This window comes from Dysgonomonas sp. Marseille-P4361, assembly GCF_900343125.1.
GTDB lineage: Bacteria > Bacteroidota > Bacteroidia > Bacteroidales > Dysgonomonadaceae > Dysgonomonas.
This window is the reverse complement of sequence record NZ_OPYL01000005.1, coordinates 219,005-241,329: the sequence shown is the minus strand read 5'-3', so window position 1 is coordinate 241,329 and position 22,325 is coordinate 219,005. Positions and strand designations below refer to the sequence as shown.

Sequence of the window (22,325 nt, the reverse complement as noted above, 5' to 3'; positions counted from 1 at the left end):
GATCCTGTCCTCAATTTATCAAAGTAAATTGACGGTAGTATTTTTCCCATACATATAAAATATGTATACTTGTACTACACTCTTGATGTTGTTATTTCAGTTCCTTTAAAGATCGCTTTCTTTTTTCGCCTCAACCCCTAAAAACGTCGCCGTTTCAGTGCCAAAGCGGGTGCAAAAGTAGAAAACATTTCTTTACAATCCAAATATTTTACAATACTTTTTTGAAATATTTTGAGGCGAATTACAAATCTAGCAACTATCAAACTAATATACAAGATGTTGTAAAACATAAAAAAAATACAGCCAACATAAAAAAAAATTAAAACACCTTCTAAGTATTCACAGCAGGCAATAACTGATATCGTCTACCAGCAAATAGTAACCCTCTAAAACATTCACTTCTTAAGCATGAAACTATATCTTTTATATTTGTATCTTTGATTATAAATTCAATTTTTAAAACATATGAACTTAAAAGATATCACTTCTCGCGTCTGTGAAATTGCAAAAAGAACCGGTGAATACCTTATTATAGAAAGAAAAGGGTTCAAAAAGGAAAACGTTTTACAAAAGAATTCGCACGACTATGTTTCGTATGTAGACAAGGAAGCCGAAAAAAGGATTGTAAAAGAACTTAAAGTTATACTGCCTGAGGCTGGTTTTATAACAGAAGAAGGCACTGTAGAACAATCAAATTCAGGATTAAACTGGATAATAGACCCTCTGGATGGCACAACTAACTTTATTCAGAATCATGCTCCTTATTGTGTGAGCATCGCTTTAGCACAAGACGAGAATATTTTATTGGGTGTTGTATATGAAGTATGTAGAGACGAATGTTTCTATGCTTGGAAAGATGGAGGTTCTTTTTTGAACGGAAAACAGATAGAGGTATCGGACAACAATATGGATCAAGCTTTTATCGGACTAGACCTTCCTTACAATGCCGAAGAATACAAACCAATTATACTTAATGTATTTGACAAGCTCTATGGGAAAGTTTCAAGTTTGCGAATAGCTGGAGCTGCTGCTATTTCGTTATGCTATGTTGCAGCAGGCAGATACGATGGATGGGCTGAAGCCTTTATTAAAACATGGGATTTCTCGGCAGGAGCGATAATCGTTAAAGAGGCCGGAGGGAAAGTCTCTACTTTTGATGGAGACAAAAACATATCTAAAACACATCATATTATTGCAACAAACAAGATAATTCATGAGCCCTTCAGGGAGATATTAAACATAAAGAAACTTAATTAAGAGAACTATTGTTCTGTTTATACGAAACGTTATCTTTATATTACAACTTTTAAACAGCCACTTTATGAAATATGATAAATTAATAAACCCACGAAGCATTGTTGTAGTAGGAGCTTCTGACAATATACTAAAACCCGGAGGAAGTGTTTTACACAATTTAATTACCGGCTCTTTTAACAAAGAGTTATATGCTGTAAACTCTAGAGGCGGAACAATCCAAGGAGTAAAGGCATATAAAAGCATTGAAGATATTCCTCAAACAGATTTAGCTATTATATCTATACCAGCAAAACAATGTATTGACACCGTAGACTTCCTTGCCAAAGAGAAAGGAGTAAAAGCATTTATCGTATTCTCGGCAGGCTTTAGTGAAGAGTCGGAAGAAGGAGCCGTAATGGAGAAGGAACTTGCAAAGGTAGTTGAACAAGCAGATGTTATAATGATAGGACCAAACTGTTCAGGATTTTTCAACACAAAGCATCAATCCATATTCACCAGACCTGTACCTAATCTATCGACTGACGGTGTAGATATCATCTCCAGTTCGGGAGGAACAATTACATATATTATAGAGTCCGCAATGCGAATAGGTTTAAGATTCAATTCGGCATGGTCGATAGGTAATGCTGCTCAAGTGGGAATAGAAGATATATTAGAACACATGGATCAGGAATTTGATCCTGAGACAAGTTCAAAGATTAAATTATTATATCTGGAAAAAATAACAGACCCTGATCGTTTTCTACATGCCTCAGCCTCTCTAATTAATAAAGGTTGCCGAATAGCAGCCATCAAGTCTGGAAGCTCAGCTTCGGGGAGCCGGGCTGCATCATCTCATACGGGAGCTATCGCCAGTTCTGATTCTGCCGTAGAAGCTCTTTTCAGAAAAGCCGGTATTATCCGCTGTTTTTCACGCGAAGAGTTGGCTAACGTTGGAGCTGTATTATCGCTAAAAAAACTGAAAGGGCGAAACCTAGCAATTATCACCCAAGCCGGAGGCCCTGCCGTTATTCTGACAGATGCACTATCGGAAGGAAATCTCAATGTACCTGAAATGAACAAAGAGCTTGCCGCAGAGCTCAAAAAACATTTATTACCTGGCGCTGCAGTATCTAACCCTATTGATATAATTGGTACAGGAACAGGAGAGCATATGGCTTTTTGTATCGATTTTTGTGAAAAGCATTTTAAAGAAATCAATGGAATAGCTGTCATATATGGAAATCCGGGTGTTAGCAATGTTGCAGAGGCTTACGATATGCTGGATAAAAAAATAAAAACGAGCAAATTGCCAATTTATCCTATACTACCTTCTGTTATTTCAGCCATAAAAGAAATGGATGACTTTGTCAAACAGGGACATGTGAACTTTACTGATGAATTTGCTCTAGCCAATGCCTTGTCGAAGGTTTCAGCTTGGACACCGCCATCACTAGGCAAGATAGAAGACATACCTGTTGACATCCCTCGTGTACGGTCTATTATTGACAAAACTAAAGATGGATATATAGACAGTGATACCATAAGAATGCTTTTTGAAGCAGCTGGCATTCCCCAGGTACAAGAACTAGTTACAAACGACAAACAAGAAGTTCTCCAATTTGCGAAGAAAACTGGATATCCTGTTGTAGCCAAATGTGTAGGTCCCATCCACAAATCGGATGTGGGAGGTGTCGTTTTAAACATTCGATCAGATGAACATTTAAGCCTAGAGTTTGAACGATTGATGAATATACCGGAAACAACAGAGGTAATGATCCAACCTATGCTTTCGGGACAAGAGCTATTCATTGGAGCCAAATATGAGCCGGGATTTGGACACATTATACTATGCGGTTTGGGAGGAATATTTGTAGAAGTATTAAAAGATGTAGCTTCCGGATTAGCACCTTTGAGCTTTAATGAGGCAACTTCGATGATACGATCTCTAAAATCTTATAAGATCATACAAGGAACAAGAGGTCAGAAAGGGCTTAATGAAAAACTATTTACAGAAATAATAGTAAGGCTGTCTGTCATGCTACGATTCACGCCTGAGATCAAAGAAATGGATATTAATCCTTTGCTGGCAAACGAAAAGGATGTTATTGCTGTTGATGCAAGAATCAGAGTTGAAAAGTAGTATATTGACTTTTTTATAGAAGTATCTTATTTGTTTACATTGCATTGCTTCATTAATTTCTTTTTCTTTGCAATTCTGATTAAAGAGATTCTTTAAACTGATGACAGACTAAAACATAAACTTTACTTTTTAATTATGATTAAGAGTTTATCCATAGCTAGCCTTTTTGTTATTCTTTCCTTAAATATAAAAGGACAAGTAACTATAGGATCCGATTTTCATCCTAATCAAGGAGCAATACTAGACCTGAAACAAGAGAATACAATTGGAGCAAATTCTTCAAAAGGTCTACAACTACCTAGAGTAAACCTTGTTAGTGAATACAATCTATTTCCTATGTTTGCATCCGGGTATTCAAAAACGACAAAAGATCCAAAACATATTGGTCTCATTGTTTACAATATCAACAATTGCTTTTCGGAAGGAGCTGGCCCTTATAGTTGGGATGGGAATCAATGGTTATTCTTAATTCAACGAAACAACCCTGAAATCCTTTCTTTTGAAGATCAAGAAGGAAATACTTTTTTTGCTCGTAGGTTTGGAAACGCCGGTATTTGGATGACACAGAATCTCGCAGCAAAGACATATGACCCTATAAGAGACAAAGCAGATGAGCCATTATATAACAATATTAAGATCAGATACCCAAACAATGACCCTCAATTAACAAAAGATTATCCCTGGATGGGAGTCTTCTACGATTTCAAAACAGCCACAAATGGGAGGAGCGATACCGATATAAACAATACAAACATTTACATTCAGGGCATTTGTCCAAATGGCTGGCATGTACCATCAACACAAGAATGGTACGAACTAGAAACTGAAATCATTAACAACACCACTAAATACACTACACTTGACTACAATTACGCAGATAAAGGTGTAACTCAACCCGCATTATCAACAAGTACTAATCAACAATATGGCGATAATTTTCGTCCTGGTCTAATAGATCCTTGCCCTATGCCTAACAGAAGCGATAATATAAATGGTGTCAGCCTTAAAGCTTCAGACGGAGGATTTGCTGTCCGTATGGTTGGTGTTATGAAAGATACAAATGGGAATGGCATTTATGAAGTAACTGATGAATATGGAACAAAAGCTGGTTTTTGGGTTGCTTATGCACCTTCTTCTGAAAATGGAAGGAATAGAGTTTTTCTAAATACCTCTATCCACAATAACAATGGACATATTAACAGATACTATTCTGTTCGTTGTAAAAAGAATGAATAAAATGGATTTCAGAAATTAAATCACATCTACTCATTTTTATAAAAACTTCTTTTTCAAATTAACATCCAATGATATTAGAGAAATACTTCACGAGACTATATCCCCTAATTTTTTATATTTTCAAAGTACATATACTTGCACTTTTCTTATTCTTTATCATCAGAGTTGGTCTTCTAATTACAAATTTACAAAATATAGAGAATGTCAATCGTGAATATATTGTAGATGCATTCTCTCTAGGTTTTTTTATTGATAATATAGTAGTTAGCTTCATTTCCGTTATCCCTATATTGGTTTCTGGTATAATTTGTTTTTTCATTGACACATCAAGAAAAATCATTCAGTATATTTACAATACCTTCTTTATCCTCTCTTACATATTTCTTTTTGGTGTTTCAGTTGCTGATATTCCATATTTTAATTACTTCTATAAACATATTGATACATCTGTTAGTGAGTGGCTAAAATTCGATACCGAAGGGTATAATATGATTATAAAGGAGGTCGGCTATTACAAATATTATATATTCTATATTATCATCATTCTTCTTTTCGCATTTCTTACAATCCTATTTTCAAAGGCATGGGTAAAATACAAGACCGTTACAGAAAAGAACAATACTATAAAAACGATTAAATACACATCTCTATTTCTGGTATTTGCTTTATTATGCTTTATGGGTGTACGAAAAAAACATGGATTAATGCAACCTGTTCAAGAATGGACTACTTACCTAAGCCCCAGCTCTTTCGCCAATGCATTATCAACGAACACCATATACAACTACATATTAAGCTTAACTATACCTGAATTCAAAGATAAAGAAATAGAATTCGCACCTTCTCTAGACAAGGCTCTTGCCATACTCAAAGCTGATTTTAAAACAAATGAATATAATCAGTCTGTGTCTCCTATTTCAAGATTTATAAAAACAGAAGGAAATCCTCTAAGAGCAAATGTAGTTATAGTACTGATGGAGTCAATGTCATCTTATTACTTAACAGAAACACCACATCTTACACCTTTTTTAAACCAATTAAAGAATCAGTCTTACTATTTTGACAGCTTTTATTCAGTAGCTACGCATACCAATCAAGGCATATTTTCCACATTATATGGTTTTCCTTCTTACTTTGACAAAGTCATAATGGAAGATCGTGCTGCCAGCGGACAAGGGAGTTCGCCTAGATGCGAGGGGCTACCTGTTGTATTAAAAGATAAAGGATATGACCTTTCTTTCTTTATCTCGCACAACAAATCATACAATAACATGGATATGTTTTTATATAAGAATGGGTATAGCATTGATCAAATTCATTCGATAGAGAATTATCCTGAATCGGAAATTATTACTTCATGGGGTGTCCCTGACGACTATCTATTTGAGTATGCTACAAGTATCTTTAACAAAGAAAAAGGGCAACTATTTTTTGGCACCATTATGACAATCAGTAATCATCCGGAATATTATGTTCCTGAAGAATTTATGCATATCAGTAAAAAAGATACAGAAAGAGCTGTTTACTTTGCAGATTATTCTATCAAGCAATTTATAGAAAATGCAAAAAAAACTGACTGGTTCAAGAATACTATTTTTGTTTTTGTTGGTGATCATGGGCGACTAGAGGGTAGTCAACCATTCGAAATGCCTCTTTCTCTCAATCATGTTCCTATGTTGATTTACTCATATCTTTTTGAAGACAAGGCTCAAACTATATCGGAAATGGGGACACAAGCTGATATATTTCCTACTATTATGGGGCTTCTTAATATCGAATATGAAAACAATTCTTTAGGTATTGATCTTCTCAAAGAAAAGCGACCTTATGCAGTATTTTCAAATGATGACAAACTAGGCTGCATTAATAAGCAATTTTTGTATTGTTACAACACTATTTCGAGACAAGAATTTTTATACGATTATAAGAATCTGAATTCCAATAACATATTAGAGGAATACCCTATTTTATTTGACAGTCTCAGAAACTATGCTTCTGCATCTGTTAAAGTCGCGAACTACCTATTAAACAACGATCTTAGCAGAAGAAAGACACCACCCCAGTCGTCTATAAAGAATGAATAAAAAAGCGAAAGATGTATTTAAAACATCTTCCGCTTCTATCTTATAAAGACAACGCTTATACTGCTAGATTATCTTTCTCTATATCCTTAAAATACTTGTAAGTTCCTACTTTCAAGTCATCAGTAGCCGCTTCATCACAAACGATAATTCCTTTTGGATGCAGCTGAAGAGCCGTAATAGTCCACATTTGGTTTACTGCACCTTCTACAGCCTGAGCTAAAGCACGCGCTTTATTATGACCATTCACCATAATAAGAACTTCTTTTGCGTCTAATATAGTACCAACACCTACTGTTACCGAAGTTTTAGGCACCTTTGTTACATCATTATCAAAAAAGCGGGAATTTGCTATTATAGTATCCTGAGTCAAAGTCTTGATACGAGTACGAGAAGATAGAGATGATCCCGGCTCATTAAAAGCAATATGTCCATCAGGTCCAATACCTCCCAGAAACAGATCAACACCACCCAAAGCTTTCATTTTAGCCTCATATGCTGCACACTCGGCATCTAGATCAGAAGCATTTCCATCCAAAAGATTCACATTAGCCGCATCAATATCAACATGACTAAAGAAGTTATTCCACATAAAAGAATGGTAGCTTTGAGGGTGATCTTTCGGCAACCCTACATATTCATCCATATTGAATGTTACTACATTCTTGAAAGACACACGTTTTTCTTCATAGTGCTTAATTAAAGCCTTGTACATTCCTAGAGGAGAAGAACCTGTAGGCAATCCTAGCACAAAAGGTTTTTCTTTTGTTGGATTTGCAGCATTAATCTTAGACACTACATAGTTTGCAGCCCATTGCGACAAAGAACCATAATCTGGTTGAATAATTAATCTCATAATATTGTTTTATAAGTTAGTTTTCAAAAAAACAAAGTAAACCTTTCAAAGGTAATCATTACTTTCGAAAGGTTTACTAATTAAAATTCTCTATAATTACAAAGGATGATATTCTACAAATGCCTCGATAGCTTCGTATGATGCCAATCCTAGTTTTCTATACAGTTCTGCTGTCCCCTTATTCCTGTCTTCAGAACGCTGCCAGAACAGGCGCTCGTCGTTTCCTAAGAATGGGGCACTCTCCATTTGAGACTGATGTTTCAATATAGAATTTCGTTTAGATCTTAATTCTTCAGGAGAAATAGGCACAGCCATTTCTATATGGTCTATTTCCCATTCAGCCCATGCGCCACGATACATCCAGAAACGGCAGTTTTTCAACCATTCTGCTCCTTCGTTTTTAAGTTCGTCTACAGCTGCCAGAATTGCATCCAGACAAACTTTATGTGTACCATGAGGGTCTGCCAAGTCTCCTGCGACAAAAACTTGATGCGGTCTCACCGAGTCAAGATATTCTTTTACAATCTCTACATCTACCTCCGAAATAGGATTCTTTTTTACTCGCCCTGTTTCGTAGAATGGAAGATCAAGGAATCTTACATTATTTGTATCCATTCCTACATAACGACAAGCCGTTGTAGCCTCTTGACGGCGAATATGCCCTTTCATAAACAGCACATCCGGAGTATCTACATCGCCATCTTTTTTATCCTTCAACAAGAACTGTAATATTTCAGCATATTTCTTTTTCAACACCTCGTTATTTGGATCATATTTTGCACGAACATCTTCAAGCAAAGCTGTATAGCGTATTACTTCCTCATCACCTACTGCAATATTTCCTGAGGTTTGATATGCAACATGCACATCATGTTTTTGGTCAACCAATCTTCTGAAAGTCCCCCCCATAGAGATAACATCATCATCCGGATGAGGACTGAAGATAATCACTTTTTTAGGAAATGGAGTAGCTCTTTCGGGACGATTCGTATCATCTGCATTTGGTTTTCCTCCCGGCCACCCAGTAATGGTATGTTGAAGATCATTAAAAATCTTAATATTAGCATTGTATGCAGAACCATAAATAGCCAAAAGCTCTTCAAGTCCATTATCTTGATAATCCTTATTTGTCAATTTCAATATTGGCTTATTCACTTTGAAGCACAACCAAACTAACGCTCTACGCGTCAATTTATTTGTCCAATCACAGCTCGTTACTAACCAAGGATGACTGATACGTGTCAACTCATAGGCGGCATTCAGGTCAATATGCACACTTGCATTTGGATGAGCCTGTAAACAAGAAGCAGGAACAGCATCTGTAATAACACCTTCCACAACATCTCTCACACTTGGCGCTTTATCTTCACCCCATGCAATCAGAGCAATTTCTTTGGCTCTCATTATAGTAGACAGTCCTATTGTCACTGCACTTGGAGGGACTAAATCAATAGACCCGAATGTATTTACTGCTTCTTTTTTCGACTGTACATCTAATAAGACTAAACGAGTCTGAGAACTCATACTAGATCCTGCTATATTCAGCCCAATATTTCCTCCTCTACCAAGTCCAAGAAGAAGAAAATCTATACCTCCTACTTTTTCTATTGTTAGCTCATATTCTTTGCAGTAGTTCAATATTTCCTCTTTAGGAATAAATCCATCAGGAGAATATATATTTTTAGGGTCAATATCTATATGATCAAGTAAAGAATCTTTTAGTAATTGAAGATTACTATTTGTTTGAGTAGCTAGTGGGTAAAACTCATAAATATTGAATACAATCACATTTTTGAAACTTAACCCTTCCTCTTTATGCAATCGGATTAACTCTTGATAGATTGTCTGAGGTGAATGGCCTCCAGGCAATCCTAGAACGAAAGAAGCTCCTTCTTTTTGTTTTTTTCTTATTTTATCTGCCAATTTGTTTGCAAGAAACAACGAAGCTTCGACAGAAGACTCATAAGCATTTGTCGTAATTTTCTCATAACGACTCAATGCAGATAGCTCAAATTCATTTTCAGGATGGTAGTACCGCTGTGGAACCCTATCCAATACAATCTGGGAACTTAAATCTAGTCTCATATTAAAGAGTTTTTTAAAAGTATTTAGTTTTTTATTTATCAATTATTATCAGACGACTAACGATGCCGCCCCAATCAAGGTTACATCTTCTTTTTGACTCAATGTTATCTTCACTCTAGCCAAAGTATCCTTAAATGGAAATTGTGCTATATTATTATACATAGACTCCTTGAAAAACTCGTAACCGACAGCCAAATCTCCTCCAAGAATAATAGCCTGAGGGTCATAAGTAAATAATACAGTATTAATCAAGTTTCCTATATGACCACCTATTTCTTTCCACAAAGCTATCATGCGTGTATCACCTTGCATCGCCAGACTATATGCTTCCTGCCCTGTAGTATTATTCCGAATAAAGAATCGCTGCCCGCAATAGTACTCATAATTGGCATCAAGATAGCTAAGAAAACCGATTTCTCCTGCCCCTGCGCTATTGCCATAATACAGTTCATTATTAATAATGACACCGGCTCCAACACCTAAACTCAGGGTTAGACTTACAATATCTTTATACATTGTACCTTGTCCATAATAACGTTCCCCAAAAGCGAAACAATTACAGTCATTATTCACAAATACCGGAACGTTGAATTCCTTTTCAAGAATGTCTTTTATCGGAACATCTTCCCAATGTGATATATTGATAGATTTTTTTGAAAAACCTTCATCCTTATTCACAATACCAGAAAGACCAATACCTATTCCGCGGATATTAGAATTAAAAATTTGCTTTATCATTTCGATCATGTGAGCAATAATCACTTCTTTTGGCTCACTAGCTTTAGTAGGCACCACTATTTTACGATATACCAGACCACCATCAACAATAGCCAGTCGCAAATAGCTTCCATCCATCTCCACTCCTATCCTCATAAATTAAAGAATATTTTAAAGTTAAAACTAAAAGACAACATTCTTAATCTTTTAGGGTCAACACTGTGTTTCATTACTTGGCATTACAAATATATACATGAAAAAACGAAAACCACAACCCTAAATGTTAATTAACATTTTAAACAAAATTCATTTACCTACGGTCAACAAACTCTCTTCAATTCTAAATCAAAAAAATAAAATTCAGACTAAGAATTACCTAAAATACGAATAAATTATAACAATAGAACAAAATATTTTAACTTTACAAATAAAATTTATTTTTTAGAGCAATGCTGGATTATTCCCAAACTGACATAAAGTTCTTACCCGGAGTTGGGCCTAAAAAAGCTGAAATACTAAATAAAGAAATCGAAGTATTTTCAGTAGAGGATTTACTTTATTACTTCCCATACAAATACATAGACAGAAGCCGTATTTATTTCATCCACGAAATAGATGGGAATATGCCTTATATACAGTTAAAAGGAAGGATTACCGCATTCGAAACTTTTGGAGAGGGAAGACGTAAAAGACTCGTTGCTCATTTTACAGATGGAACAGGTTTCATTGACTTGGTATGGTTTCAAGGAGCACGTTTTATTACAGACAAATACAAAGTGAATTCTCCTTATATCATTTTTGGAAAACCTACGCTTTTTGGGAATAAATTTAATATAGCACACCCCGATATCGACCCTTACATAAATGAAGAAAAAAGACAAACAGGATTAATGCCTTATTACAACACAACAGAAAAGATGAAAAATCATTATCTGAACTCTAAAGCGATTCAGAAAATAATAGCTTCAGCTTTTTCCTCTGTTGTGAGAAATTTAACGGAAACATTACCCGACGAAGTTATACAGACAGCTCGTTTGATGAGCCTCAAGCAAGCGATGAGAAATATTCATTTCCCCGAAAATGCAACATTGCTACGGGAAGCTCAGCACCGTTTAAAATTTGAAGAGCTGTTCTATATACAGTTAAATATTTTAAGATATACTGCCGATCGTAAGTCTAAATTAAAAGGATTTATCTTTTCCAAAGTGGGTGATAATCTGCATAAATTTTACGAACAAAATTTACCATTCGAACTAACCAATGCTCAGAAACGGGTAATCAAAGAAATCAGGCAAGACATGGCTACCGGAGAGCAAATGAACCGCCTGCTTCAAGGTGATGTAGGAAGCGGTAAAACATTGGTCGCCCTCATGCTGATGCTCATTACTCTAGACAACGGCTTCCAGGCAGCTATGATGGCGCCGACAGAGATACTAGCTACACAACATTATTTATCCATCAAAGAACTGCTGAAAGGGATGGATATTAATATAGGGCTATTGACAGGCTCTACTAAAAAGGCCGATAGAGAAAGAATACATTCCAATCTCCTGACTGGCGATTTACAAATACTCATAGGCACTCATGCCTTGATAGAAGACACTGTGCAATTCGCAAATTTAGGACTTGTCATCATAGACGAACAGCACCGGTTTGGAGTTGCCCAACGGGCTAAACTTTGGACTAAAAACGTCAATCCTCCTCATATATTGGTCATGACAGCCACTCCAATTCCACGAACACTGGCTATGACTGTGTACGGAGATTTGGATGTTTCGGTTATTGATGAACTTCCTCCTGGAAGAAAGCCAATCCAGACAATTCATCAATACGACAAAAAAAGAGGGTCGTTGTATGAATCTATCCGAAAACAATTGAAAGAGGGAAGACAGGTTTACATCGTATATCCGCTGATAGAAGAAAGTGAGAAGTTAGACTTGAAAAATCTGGAAGACGGATACGAACATATAAAGGAAGTTTTTCCTGATTATACTGTGTGCAAGGTGCATGGAAAGATGAAACCGAAAGAAAAAGATGCTGAGATGCAGCGCTTTGTCAACTACGAAGCTCAAATCATGGTTGCAACTACCGTTATCGAAGTTGGGGTGAATGTTCCTAATGCATCTGTAATGGTTATAGAATCAGCTCAACGATTTGGACTTTCTCAACTTCACCAACTAAGAGGTCGAGTTGGCAGAGGAGCAGACCAATCTTATTGCATTTTGGTAACTCCATACGAACTTTCTGCCGACACACGCAAGCGAATAGACATTATGGTGGAAAGCAACGACGGATTTGTAATTGCCGAAGCCGACCTTAAATTAAGAGGTCCCGGCGATCTGGAGGGAACTCAACAGAGCGGAATTCCATTTAACCTGAGAATAGCTAATCTCGTACGCGACTCTGAAATTCTGCAATATGCAAGAGAAGTTGCTCAGAATATACTTGATGCAGACCCTCAGCTAGAAAGGCCAGACAATCGCATTCTCTTGAAACAATTAAGAAAACTCAGCGGCAATAAATATAACTGGGGATTAATAAGTTAACACTTATCTCTCTCTACTAGCTTCTAATTCTTTTATGAATTTTTCCAAATCTTTCAGTATTTGAGTAGATCTAGCTATTTCTTTAGACTCATCTCCACCTTTATTCTTTAATCTTTCAATATAAGCAATAAGACTATCCTTATATAACTGATAATAGGAAAAAGCTTTTTTCCTATCCCTTATTTTATATTCATTTAGGTTTGCCAAAAGATAGTAAACATTCATTTTCTGATCTTCATCGGCAAAATCCAAAGCTTTCTCATAGTTAATGTTTGCATTTTTAGCATCACTCCAACTACTATAAGATTCTGCCAAATTTCTATAATAAAGATATAACGTTAGATTGGGAGGAATTGTACGGTCTAGCAACTTTTGCAACATAGGTATCGCCAATTCATATTCTGACATATCCTTATATGATAGGGCTAAACAATACAATACATTATTATTGGTAGTATCATTTCTATATGCCGACTCTAAATAAGGAATAGCTTTTGAACTTTCATTTAGCGAATAATGAGAAATTCCTAAACTTCGGGTAACAACCAGAGAGCTATCCCCAGCTAAATAACATTTAGTAAAGCGACTGACCGCCTCTTCATAATTATCGGCCGTATAATAAGACAACGCATTCAACAAGTTCACCTGATGATCGGTAGAATCTATTGCAATATACCGATCCGAATAAATTATTGCTTCTAATACGCTCCCTGTTTTCAGTGATAGATTAATAACATTAGCTGCAGCAAAAGCATCCAGAGCATTCCTATCCCAAGCTTCCATAAAATAAACCTTAGCACTATCGACCATATTCATTTTATCGAAACACTGAGCCGCTCTTTTCAAGGCTGAGGGAGAATTATTTAGGAAATAAATATGCTGAAACAAAGATAAAGCATCCCGATACTTACCTTGTTGATACAAGATATCAGCTTTCTGATTTTTAAAATAGACATTAGTTGAGTCTAAACGAATCAATTTATCGTAGTATTCAAGTCCTGACTGACTCCTACCTATCGATTCGAAACATGCAGCTAAATTTAATTTTATCTGTATATCCTTTTCATATTCATCTGATAAGGGAACTAGAATTTCTATCGCTTTGTAATATTCCCCTAAAGCTTTATAGCATAAGGCTTTCTTAATTTGCAACTCTACACTTGCCTCCTGCTTATCAATATAATCCAATGCCTTTTGATACTGATAAGTATTTAAATACTCGTCCAGAATACTTGTGTCATCCTGAGCAAAAACACCTATCGGCGTCAAAATCAGAAGTAAAATTACAATTATATATTTCATAAGCAATCTGTTTATTATCTATAAAGGCGGACATTTAATATCCGCCTTTACACTTTGTAAAGTAAGTGTCCGTATTATTAATAAATCTAAGTATTAATTGTTCTTGGTACTATAAGACACAAGCACAACTTTTTTCCCTTTATATTTATCTCCATATTTTGCTTTAGCTTGGCTTTCTGTTAGAACTTTTTGTATTGCAATCAATTCCTTTCCTTCACTCTTCAATTCTGCTTGTCGTCTTTCTGTTTCTTTTTTCACCTCATCCTCGCTTACTTCTTTATCTTCATATATAAGTACATATTCCCCCTTATCTGTACCGCTTGACAACTTGAATACTAATGGCAGTGTATAATAAACATCAACAACCTGCCCATTTTGTTTTCCAGGCTCCCATTTTGGCATAGCATTTATCACACGCAAAGCTTCATTATCACATTCGGGACTAATTCCTCTTACGATAGTCGCATCCTTAATCTCCCCTGTTTTTGTTACAATAAAGCGAACTGTCACTCGTCCTTGAATACCAGCTTCTTGAGCCTTAACAGGATACTTTAGATTATCTGCGACAAACCTATGCATAGCACTTTCACCTCCAGGATAAGCAGGCATTTGCTCTGCAATTGTGAAAGGTTTTAGACCACTAGAACTTTCATTTCCTTTTTGCAATTGAGCGACTTCTACTTTTTCCGCTTTCTCTGCACCTTTATTCAATCTAAATACAATTGGTAGCGTATAATAAACATCTACAGCTTCACCTTTTTGTTTTCCTGGCACCCATTTTGGCATAGCATTAACCACACGCAAAGCCTCTTTATCACATTCAGAACTAATTCCTCTTACAATAACCGCATCCTTAATCTCTCCTGTTTTTGAGACAACATAGCGAACTATGATTCGCCCACTGACACCTGCTTCTTGAGCCTCAATCGGATATTTTAGATTTTCTGATATAAATTTAGTCATAGCTTCTTCTCCACCGGGATAAGAAGGCATTTGATCAACAATTGTGAAAGGTTTTTGCTTATCCTGATTTTCTCCAGCAATACCTTTTTTAGCTGGCCCATATGCCATAATAACAATATCTAACTCTCCTTTTTCTTTAGGTGGTAGTTTTGTACCATTTCCTTTAATTTTAAAATAGAATGCTAAATCAACATCCGTACCAGCTTCGCCTTTGCCCCATACAGGCATCTCGTTCAAAACTCTTTTCACTTCCTTATTTAGCATTTCATCAGCTTTGGCTGTCAAGTCTATGGAAGCTATTTCGCCAGTCTTTTTAATTTTCAACTTTGCAGAAACCTTCCCCTCTATATTAGTCTCCTGAGCCTCAATCGGGTATTTTAAATTATTTATCAAGAATTTATACATCGCATCTTCTCCTCCGACAAACATTGGCTTCTTCTCGGTTGTTTTTTCAACAGTATTGAATTCGTCGATTATATTTGTAAATTCTGTAGGAGAAGCATATACTGCATTCCCTAATAGCAACACGAAAGCCAAAGGAAAGGCCATCATATATTTTGCCACAGAGATTATTGAAGTTCGTTTTTTATTCATCATGGTAATTCGTTTTTTAAGTTGTGATACGTTGAAATTATTTATTATTGGTATACCTGTGTTTTTATTTGATACTTTTAGTAATATATATTGATACTCCTTAGAATTAAACCCAGCACTGAGAACACCTTCATCCGCCAAATATTCTAGATTTAACTTCATTTCATTCCTTAACAACCAGGAAAACGGATTCCACCAAAAGGCAATGCAAAGTAATTCATAGAGAACAACATCGATGGAATGGAACTGGCGAGCGTGCACATGCTCGTGAGCAATAATTTCCTTAAGCTTTTCTTCGTTCTGAAACTCTTTATTTACAAATATCCACTTGAAGAAAGAAAATGGAGTCATCTGTGTATCTTTTAATTCAATAATACGAAAGGAGGACACCCGGTAAGACTCATTATTGGTTCTTAGTCGTATAACACTAAGCATCTGAACAATAAGACGGAAAGCAAGGAAAGCAGATATTCCAATTATTATTAAACTGAGTATTGTCCAGCCATCTACAGTGTAACTAGGCGCAGTTTCTACCTCAACAGCTCCAACCTCTATTTGAGACAGCCAATAAGTATAAATCGGAGGTTCCGCACCCACATCTTGCAAAGGAGATAACTCTATTGTAAATAAAGGGAAAACAACAGAGAAAAGAATTGCAAATAAAAAATAAACCCGACGTACTCCAAACAAAGTATCCTTATTCAGGAATAGCATGTACAATCCATAAAACAGAGCTAATGCTATTGAGGATTTGATCAAATATAAAGCGATTGTGTTATCCATGACAATAAGATTTAGCTATTCAGGAATCTCCTCGTTCTATCATTCGTATGATTTCTTTGAGTTCCTTCTCCGAAATCTTTTCTTCTTTCACAAAGAAAGAAACCAACTCTTTATAAGAATTTTCAAAGTAGCTTTTCACCACATTTGACATAAACTGGTTCTTATATTCATCTTCCGATACTTTGGGAGTGTAAACATACACATTTGCATATTTCTTTGAATTAAGATACCCTTTTTGCTCCAGGTTTCTAACAATAGAAGCTACTGTTGTATAAGGAGGCTTCGGTTCGTCCATTTCATTAACAATATCTTTTACTACACACTCTTTCAACTGCCAAATGTGAAGCATCACTGTTTCTTCTTGATGAGTCAATTTTTCCATAATCTATCAATTCGTATAATTACTAACTTTTCGTAAATATACTTATTAATAATAACTATCCAATAATACTTATTGATCAAAATATCATTTTATATTTTATTAACAATTACTCGAAACGTAAATTATAAAATATCGGCATTGCTAATTGAGCGAATATTTTAGGATCATCAAACATATAAAAGATAAAAGCAGTTCCTTTTTCTTTCTTATTTATAGCAATCATCATAGTATGCTTATATCCATTAGAAAATGCTTCGCGTGGCATTACAAAATATGACATACCCGCATCTGCTCCAAAATCATTTTTAAGAGATTCTTCAGGCAAAGAGCCACCATTAATTTCCTTGTCCGAAATATTTAATTTCACAGCTTGACCTATAGCCGGATAGAGATTTTTAGGATCTAACCGAGTTTCTCCTTCTTTGGGGTTTTTAGACCATTCATTATACTCAACTAACATCTCATCAATAGGCCTAATAGCATAACGCACCTCAAACTTTTCTATAGGATGTTTTATCGCATACTCATACAACATGTGAGAATTGTCAACAGGTTCTACCTCTACAAAATCTTCGGGTATTTCATAAGTCAAGTTAGTGCGTTTCAACAATTCAGTAAATTCTTCGGGCAGATTATCTCCTGCAAACATTGAAATAGCAACAGAGATGAAAATTAACAAAGTAATTAAAATCCTTTTTTTCATAATATAAGTTTTTAGATATAAAAGATTAACTGACTACAAGATATACATTTACACTAATAAAACCCTTATGAAAAAGAAAAAAGGCATGAGAAAATCACTCATGCCTTTCGATCTAAAACTAAAAAAACATTCTACCTAAACTATTCAATAGGAACACCTACTAAACTAAATCCTAAATCGATAAATTGACTACCTTCTGCATCCTTACATTTTATTGCAATCAGATTAGATTCTCCAATCTTTATACTACTCTTAGCTTCTTTACTTATTTCGACAAACTCGTATCTGTTTGTATATCCAGAAAGCTTAGCAGCAAGAATTCCATTAATATAAATTTCACAATCTTCGTCATGAAACACCTGCATCACCAGTTTATCTATATCTGTAGCTTTCAAAGTATCAAAGCTGTACAATTTTCTTAAATAGATATGAGTAGAATTCCACTTCGTGTTTTCGCTTGCACCTTGCAGCCCTCCATTCCCAAAGCCGGCAAAACCTTCAGCCCATGTGGCATCATCAAAAGAAGTCTCTTTCCAAAACTGATTATCAAACGATTTTGCTTGTATCTTATAACGCCATTTACTAACCATATTCCCAGCTTGCGAAACAGGCATTATCGGTAGAGATGTGTGCGAATAATTTTTCTGAATCGCTTCTCTTATTTCAGCCATTTGCTCTTCATTCACTTTCACAACTTTACGGTCATAAGTAATCAACCCGTTTTCTTCATCTTCCACATCTGTGATCTGAGTATAAACTGCTGCACATAATCCATTTGCCTGCAAACCTAGAATTTGATTTGTAAAGTTCACAAATCTATCTTTCAATTCTTCGGAAGAATATACCTGAGTGTATTTCATGTCGCTTCCTCCAATCCAGCGATGGTTATCGACAATCAACGTTATACCTCCATACTCACCACACACTGACACTCTTTTATTTACAGGATTGGGTAAAACATTGGGTTCTGGATACCAATGTGTATCTTTAATATCACCATATTCATAATCATTCCATCCACTTGCAATACTTATCAAACGAGTAGAGTCCGCCTCACGAGCAATATCAAGACTTAGCTTTGAAGTAGCTTCATCCGGTTGCCCCCAACTTTCGTTATACACTGTCCACATCACTACAGATGGATGATTTCCCAACGACTTCATAATCCTTACCATCTCGTCATGAAAATTTTCTCTAAGATTTCTACCATCTCCCATGATTTTTCCATCTTCTCCAAAACCCGGATTAGGAATATCCTGCCAAACAAGAATTCCCATTTTATCGCAATGATAATACCAACGAGCAGGTTCTACTTTTATATGCTTGCGAGACATATTCATTCCAAACTCTTTTATCTTCTCCAGATCAAATTTAAGTGCTTCATCCGTCGGAGCTGTATAGATACCATCAGGCCAATATCCTTGATCGAGAGGCCCATAATGGAAATAGTGCTTATTATTCAAAAACATGGTTGGCTTACCATTGAAGTAATCAACACTTATCTTTCTCATACCGAAATAGCTATCAACCTTATCTATAGTTTTTCCATTATCTCTCAACTCAACTATCAGATCATATAAGAATGGTGATTCCGGGCTCCACAATTTCATATCCGATATAGATAGTGTGACCTCTTCTTCAATAGCAACATTATCCAAAGAGGCTACTTCATTCTGACCATCAAGAACTTTTACTCTTGCTTTTAGCCCTGATTTAACATTAGCACCTAATACCTTTACATTTACTGTTTCATTATCTATATTAGGCATAATGACTAGTTTCTCGATATAACTTTTAGGCACAGACTCTAGCCACACTGTTTGCCAGATACCGGTTACCGGTGTGTACCAAATCACTTTCTCACCAATCTTCTGCTTCCCGTGAAGCTGCCCTCCAAACTCCTGAAAGTCCTGAACATACACAACAACCTCTTGCTCTTTTTTCTTTAGATCCACGGCATCTGTTATATTGAAATAGAATGGATCGAAACCTCCTGTATGAAGACCAACCTTCTTTCCATTAACATACACTTCACATTTCCAATCTACAGCACCAAAATGTAGAAGGATATCATCTTTCTTCATTTTGTTAGGAATAGAAAATTTCTTGCGGTAAGCAAATACTTTCCCTTTATTTTCCATATGATTTGTATTCATCACCCCAGAAATAGCAGATTCCATAGGGAATGGCACCAATATTTTTTGATCATATTTTTGCAAAGGATTATATGTCATTTCCTTTACTTGGGTGAAATCCCAAACTCCGTTAAGGTTTATCCAATTATTCCGCACCATCTGAGGACGAGGATATTCAGGAAGCACATTTTTAGGATCAATATTTTCTGACCAGGAAGTCATTATCCGAGCCTTTTTCATCTCCCACTTCTGAGCAGAAATTGACGTCTGAATTACAAAACAAAATAACAGGAATAAGATAATTTGATTTTTTTCATGATAAATTAAAATGTTCACATTAGAATACTGAGTATTTCACGTTACAAAAATCGCTTTATAAAACTAGACACCTTTGAAAATACCGTTCAAATAACAACAAAATATGACCATTAAGCACATGGACAAGCTCATATATATTCATAAGACACTATGGCAAAGGACTTCATCATGTCTACCCCACCATTCACAACTATTTAACATCAGCTTCGGTATTTTTTTACTACTTTCGTATCTGTAAAATATGATTGATCAAGCTACCATAGACAGAATAATAGATGCTGCTGAAATAACAGACGTAGTATCTCAATTTGTGACACTTAAGCGAAGAGGTATAAACTTTGTCGGATTATGTCCGTTTCACCAAGACAAAACCCCTTCTTTTTATGTATCACCTGCTAAGAATATATGCAAATGCTTTGCATGCGGAGAAGGAGGTACAGCCGTTCACTTCATCATGAAGCATGAACAATTGTCGTATTTTGAAGCATTGAGATTTCTCGCAAAAAAATACAACATAGAAATTCAAGAGCGTGAGTTAACTGACGAACAGAAGCAAGCATACAACGAGCGCGAAAGCCTATTCATCCTAAATGATTATGCACGTGATTACTTCGTCAACACACTCCACAATCATATTGAAGGAAAAACTATTGGTCTAAGCTACTTTAAAGAGAGAGGTTTTAGAGAAGATATAATTAATAAGTTCCAACTTGGATATAGTCTCGAACAAAGAGATGCTTTTACACAAGAAGCTCTAAAAAACGGTTATAAGAAAGAGTATCTGGTAAAGACCGGACTTACAATAGAAGGAGAGAATAACAATTATTTGATAGATCGTTTCAGAGGAAGAGTTATGTTTCCTGTCCATAGTCTTTCGGGAAAAGTTGTAGCCTTTGGTGGTCGTATTCTAAAAAAAGCCGAGAATACGGGAAAATATGTAAACTCTCCAGAAAGTGACATCTATCACAAAGGGAATCAACTATACGGAATCTACTTTGCTAAACAAGCAATTACTAAAGCAGAATGCTGTTACTTGGTTGAAGGATACACAGACGTTATCTCAATGCATCAGGCAGGGATAGAGAATGTTGTCGCTTCTTCTGGAACAGCACTTACACCTGGACAGATTCGATTAATACATCGATTTACCGACAATGTCACTGTTATATATGATGGTGATGCTGCTGGCATAAAAGCTGCTCTGCGAGGGATAGACCTATTACTGGAAGAAGGAATGAATATAAAAGTTCTGCTTCTACCTGATGGAGAAGACCCAGACTCTTTCGCCCGTAAACAAAATGCAGAATCTCTCATTAGTTTTATAAAAGAGAATGAGGTTGACTTTATGCGTTTCAAAACAAAGCTTTTACTAGATGAAGCTGGAAATGATCCCATAAAAAGAGCAACTCTGATTTCTGATATAGTAAATAGCATTGCTGTCATCCCTGACAATATTATACGCACTGTCTACATCAGAGACTGCAGCCTATTGATGGATATAGATGAACGAATTCTCATCCAAGAGGTCAACAAAAAAAGGTTGAACCATATAGAGAAGGCTGCTCCCCAAAGAATAGAGCCAGAACAGTCTGCTGCAGCAAACGACTTATCTCAGCCAATCATCCGCAACACCAAAGCTCTCTCAAAACGGAATCCTATAGAACGGTTTGAACTTTCTATTCTATATTATATCATCCGTTACGGCATGTTACCTCTAACTGAAGAACCAACAGATAATATCAATTCAGAGTCTCCAAGTGTACTTGATTATATCAAGTTTGATTTAGAGCGAGACGGACTATGGTTTAAACACCCTCTATATTCGCAGATATTAATTGAAGCTGTAGAACAAAGTAGTAAAAACCCGAACTTCGATCCTAGCCGTTACTTTCTGGCACACCCCAATCAGGATATAAGCAAGATTGCTGTCAACCTGATGAGTGACAGATACCACTTAAGCAAGGTACATACTAAGCAATTTGGAGAGAATGTCAAACAAGAAGACACTCCTCTGGCGGAAGAAAAACAACTTATTAAAAATGTTCCACGAGTTCTAACCGAATTAAAGAATGCTTATATTCTCGATCGTTTAAAAGAAATTAAAGAACAAATGGAAGAGAAACAAAAAGAAGGGAATTGGGATGCTGCAATAGAATTGATGCAACAGATTAAAGATTTAGAGAATGTTCGAAAAGCCCTAGCGAAAGCTTTAGGCGAACGAATAATTACAAAGTGGTAATAAAAA

At 35.8% G+C, this 22,325-nt stretch carries 14 protein-coding genes; 6 read left to right on the top strand and 8 right to left on the bottom strand.

The window, feature by feature from the left end; genetic code table 11:
* Positions 1-465 precede the first annotated feature (465 nt).
* The 4 genes from DHU68_RS11230 to DHU68_RS11215 all read left to right on the top strand — a co-directional run bounded on the left by DHU68_RS11230 (position 466) and on the right by DHU68_RS11215 (position 6,699).
* Complete coding sequence (locus DHU68_RS11230) at positions 466-1,257, top strand: inositol monophosphatase family protein (RefSeq protein WP_108823082.1); 792 nt, start codon at positions 466-468, stop codon at positions 1,255-1,257.
* 64 nt (positions 1,258-1,321) lie between these two features.
* Entirely contained in the window at positions 1,322-3,379 is a 2,058-nt protein-coding gene (locus tag DHU68_RS11225) for an acetate--CoA ligase family protein (RefSeq protein WP_108823081.1), read from the top strand.
* A gap of 135 nt (positions 3,380-3,514) precedes the next feature.
* Positions 3,515-4,615: an FISUMP domain-containing protein gene (locus tag DHU68_RS11220; protein WP_108823080.1), complete on the top strand. Its 1,101-nt coding sequence runs from the start codon at positions 3,515-3,517 to the stop codon at positions 4,613-4,615.
* A 68-nt stretch (positions 4,616-4,683) separates the two neighbouring features.
* Complete coding sequence (locus DHU68_RS11215) at positions 4,684-6,699, top strand: LTA synthase family protein (RefSeq protein ID WP_108823079.1); 2,016 nt, start codon at positions 4,684-4,686, stop codon at positions 6,697-6,699.
* 55 nt (positions 6,700-6,754) lie between these two features.
* On the opposite strand, the gene nagB is transcribed toward DHU68_RS11215, so the two are convergent.
* The 3 genes from nagB to DHU68_RS11200 all read right to left on the bottom strand — a co-directional run bounded on the left by nagB (position 6,755) and on the right by DHU68_RS11200 (position 10,510).
* Positions 6,755-7,552: a glucosamine-6-phosphate deaminase gene (nagB, locus tag DHU68_RS11210; RefSeq protein ID WP_108823078.1), complete on the bottom strand. Its 798-nt coding sequence runs from the start codon at positions 7,550-7,552 to the stop codon at positions 6,755-6,757.
* Between the two features lie 96 nt (positions 7,553-7,648).
* Positions 7,649-9,637 carry a glucosamine-6-phosphate deaminase gene (locus DHU68_RS11205; protein ID WP_108823077.1) on the bottom strand — a complete coding sequence of 663 codons (1,989 nt, stop codon included), beginning with the start codon at positions 9,635-9,637 and terminating at the stop codon, positions 7,649-7,651.
* A 48-nt stretch (positions 9,638-9,685) separates the two neighbouring features.
* A complete protein-coding gene (locus DHU68_RS11200) occupies positions 9,686-10,510 on the bottom strand; it encodes an ROK family protein (RefSeq protein ID WP_108823076.1) in 825 nt (274 codons plus the stop codon).
* Positions 10,511-10,803: 293 nt separating this feature from the next.
* Between DHU68_RS11200 and recG the strand changes: the two genes are divergently transcribed.
* Positions 10,804-12,900 (top strand): ATP-dependent DNA helicase RecG, encoded by a 2,097-nt coding sequence (recG, locus tag DHU68_RS11195; RefSeq protein ID WP_108823075.1) that lies wholly within the window; start codon positions 10,804-10,806, stop codon positions 12,898-12,900.
* Between the two features lie 3 nt (positions 12,901-12,903).
* On the opposite strand, the gene DHU68_RS11190 is transcribed toward recG, so the two are convergent.
* The 5 genes from DHU68_RS11190 to DHU68_RS11170 form a co-directional block, all read right to left on the bottom strand.
* Positions 12,904-14,202, bottom strand: coding sequence for a lipopolysaccharide assembly protein LapB (locus DHU68_RS11190; RefSeq protein ID WP_108823074.1), 1,299 nt, complete (start codon positions 14,200-14,202; stop codon positions 12,904-12,906).
* 93 nt (positions 14,203-14,295) lie between these two features.
* Positions 14,296-16,542 carry a M56 family metallopeptidase gene (locus DHU68_RS11185; protein WP_255412489.1) on the bottom strand — a complete coding sequence of 749 codons (2,247 nt, stop codon included), beginning with the start codon at positions 16,540-16,542 and terminating at the stop codon, positions 14,296-14,298.
* Between the two features lie 19 nt (positions 16,543-16,561).
* Positions 16,562-16,924 carry a BlaI/MecI/CopY family transcriptional regulator gene (locus DHU68_RS11180; protein WP_108823073.1) on the bottom strand — a complete coding sequence of 121 codons (363 nt, stop codon included), beginning with the start codon at positions 16,922-16,924 and terminating at the stop codon, positions 16,562-16,564.
* 106 nt (positions 16,925-17,030) lie between these two features.
* Positions 17,031-17,627 carry a hypothetical protein gene (locus tag DHU68_RS11175; protein ID WP_160111125.1) on the bottom strand — a complete coding sequence of 199 codons (597 nt, stop codon included), beginning with the start codon at positions 17,625-17,627 and terminating at the stop codon, positions 17,031-17,033.
* Positions 17,628-17,767: 140 nt separating this feature from the next.
* Complete coding sequence (locus tag DHU68_RS11170; protein WP_160111124.1) at positions 17,768-19,984, bottom strand: glycoside hydrolase family 2 protein; 2,217 nt, start codon at positions 19,982-19,984, stop codon at positions 17,768-17,770.
* 337 nt (positions 19,985-20,321) lie between these two features.
* Between DHU68_RS11170 and dnaG the strand changes: the two genes are divergently transcribed.
* Entirely contained in the window at positions 20,322-22,319 is a 1,998-nt protein-coding gene (gene dnaG / locus DHU68_RS11165; protein WP_108823070.1) for a DNA primase, read from the top strand.
* Positions 22,320-22,325: the final 6 nt, after the last annotated feature.

Bases quoted from the DNA above. Each gene is read 5' to 3' on its own strand.
- nagB (WP_108823078.1), bottom strand. From the start codon at position 7,552: ATGAGATTAATTATTCAACCAGATTATGGTTCTTTGTCGCAATGGGCT.
- DHU68_RS11215 (WP_108823079.1), top strand. From the start codon at position 4,684: ATGATATTAGAGAAATACTTCACGAGACTATATCCCCTAATTTTTTAT.
- DHU68_RS11230 (WP_108823082.1), top strand. From the start codon at position 466: ATGAACTTAAAAGATATCACTTCTCGCGTCTGTGAAATTGCAAAAAGA.
- DHU68_RS11180 (WP_108823073.1), bottom strand. From the start codon at position 16,924: ATGGAAAAATTGACTCATCAAGAAGAAACAGTGATGCTTCACATTTGG.
- DHU68_RS11225 (WP_108823081.1), top strand. From the start codon at position 1,322: ATGAAATATGATAAATTAATAAACCCACGAAGCATTGTTGTAGTAGGA.
- DHU68_RS11175 (WP_160111125.1), bottom strand. From the start codon at position 17,627: ATGAAAAAAAGGATTTTAATTACTTTGTTAATTTTCATCTCTGTTGCT.
- DHU68_RS11200 (WP_108823076.1), bottom strand. From the start codon at position 10,510: ATGAGGATAGGAGTGGAGATGGATGGAAGCTATTTGCGACTGGCTATT.
- DHU68_RS11185 (WP_255412489.1), bottom strand. From the start codon at position 16,542: ATGGATAACACAATCGCTTTATATTTGATCAAATCCTCAATAGCATTA.
- dnaG (WP_108823070.1), top strand. From the start codon at position 20,322: ATGATTGATCAAGCTACCATAGACAGAATAATAGATGCTGCTGAAATA.
- DHU68_RS11205 (WP_108823077.1), bottom strand. From the start codon at position 9,637: ATGAGACTAGATTTAAGTTCCCAGATTGTATTGGATAGGGTTCCACAG.
- DHU68_RS11170 (WP_160111124.1), bottom strand. From the start codon at position 19,984: ATGACTTCCTGGTCAGAAAATATTGATCCTAAAAATGTGCTTCCTGAA.
- DHU68_RS11190 (WP_108823074.1), bottom strand. From the start codon at position 14,202: ATGAAATATATAATTGTAATTTTACTTCTGATTTTGACGCCGATAGGT.
- recG (WP_108823075.1), top strand. From the start codon at position 10,804: ATGCTGGATTATTCCCAAACTGACATAAAGTTCTTACCCGGAGTTGGG.
- DHU68_RS11220 (WP_108823080.1), top strand. From the start codon at position 3,515: ATGATTAAGAGTTTATCCATAGCTAGCCTTTTTGTTATTCTTTCCTTA.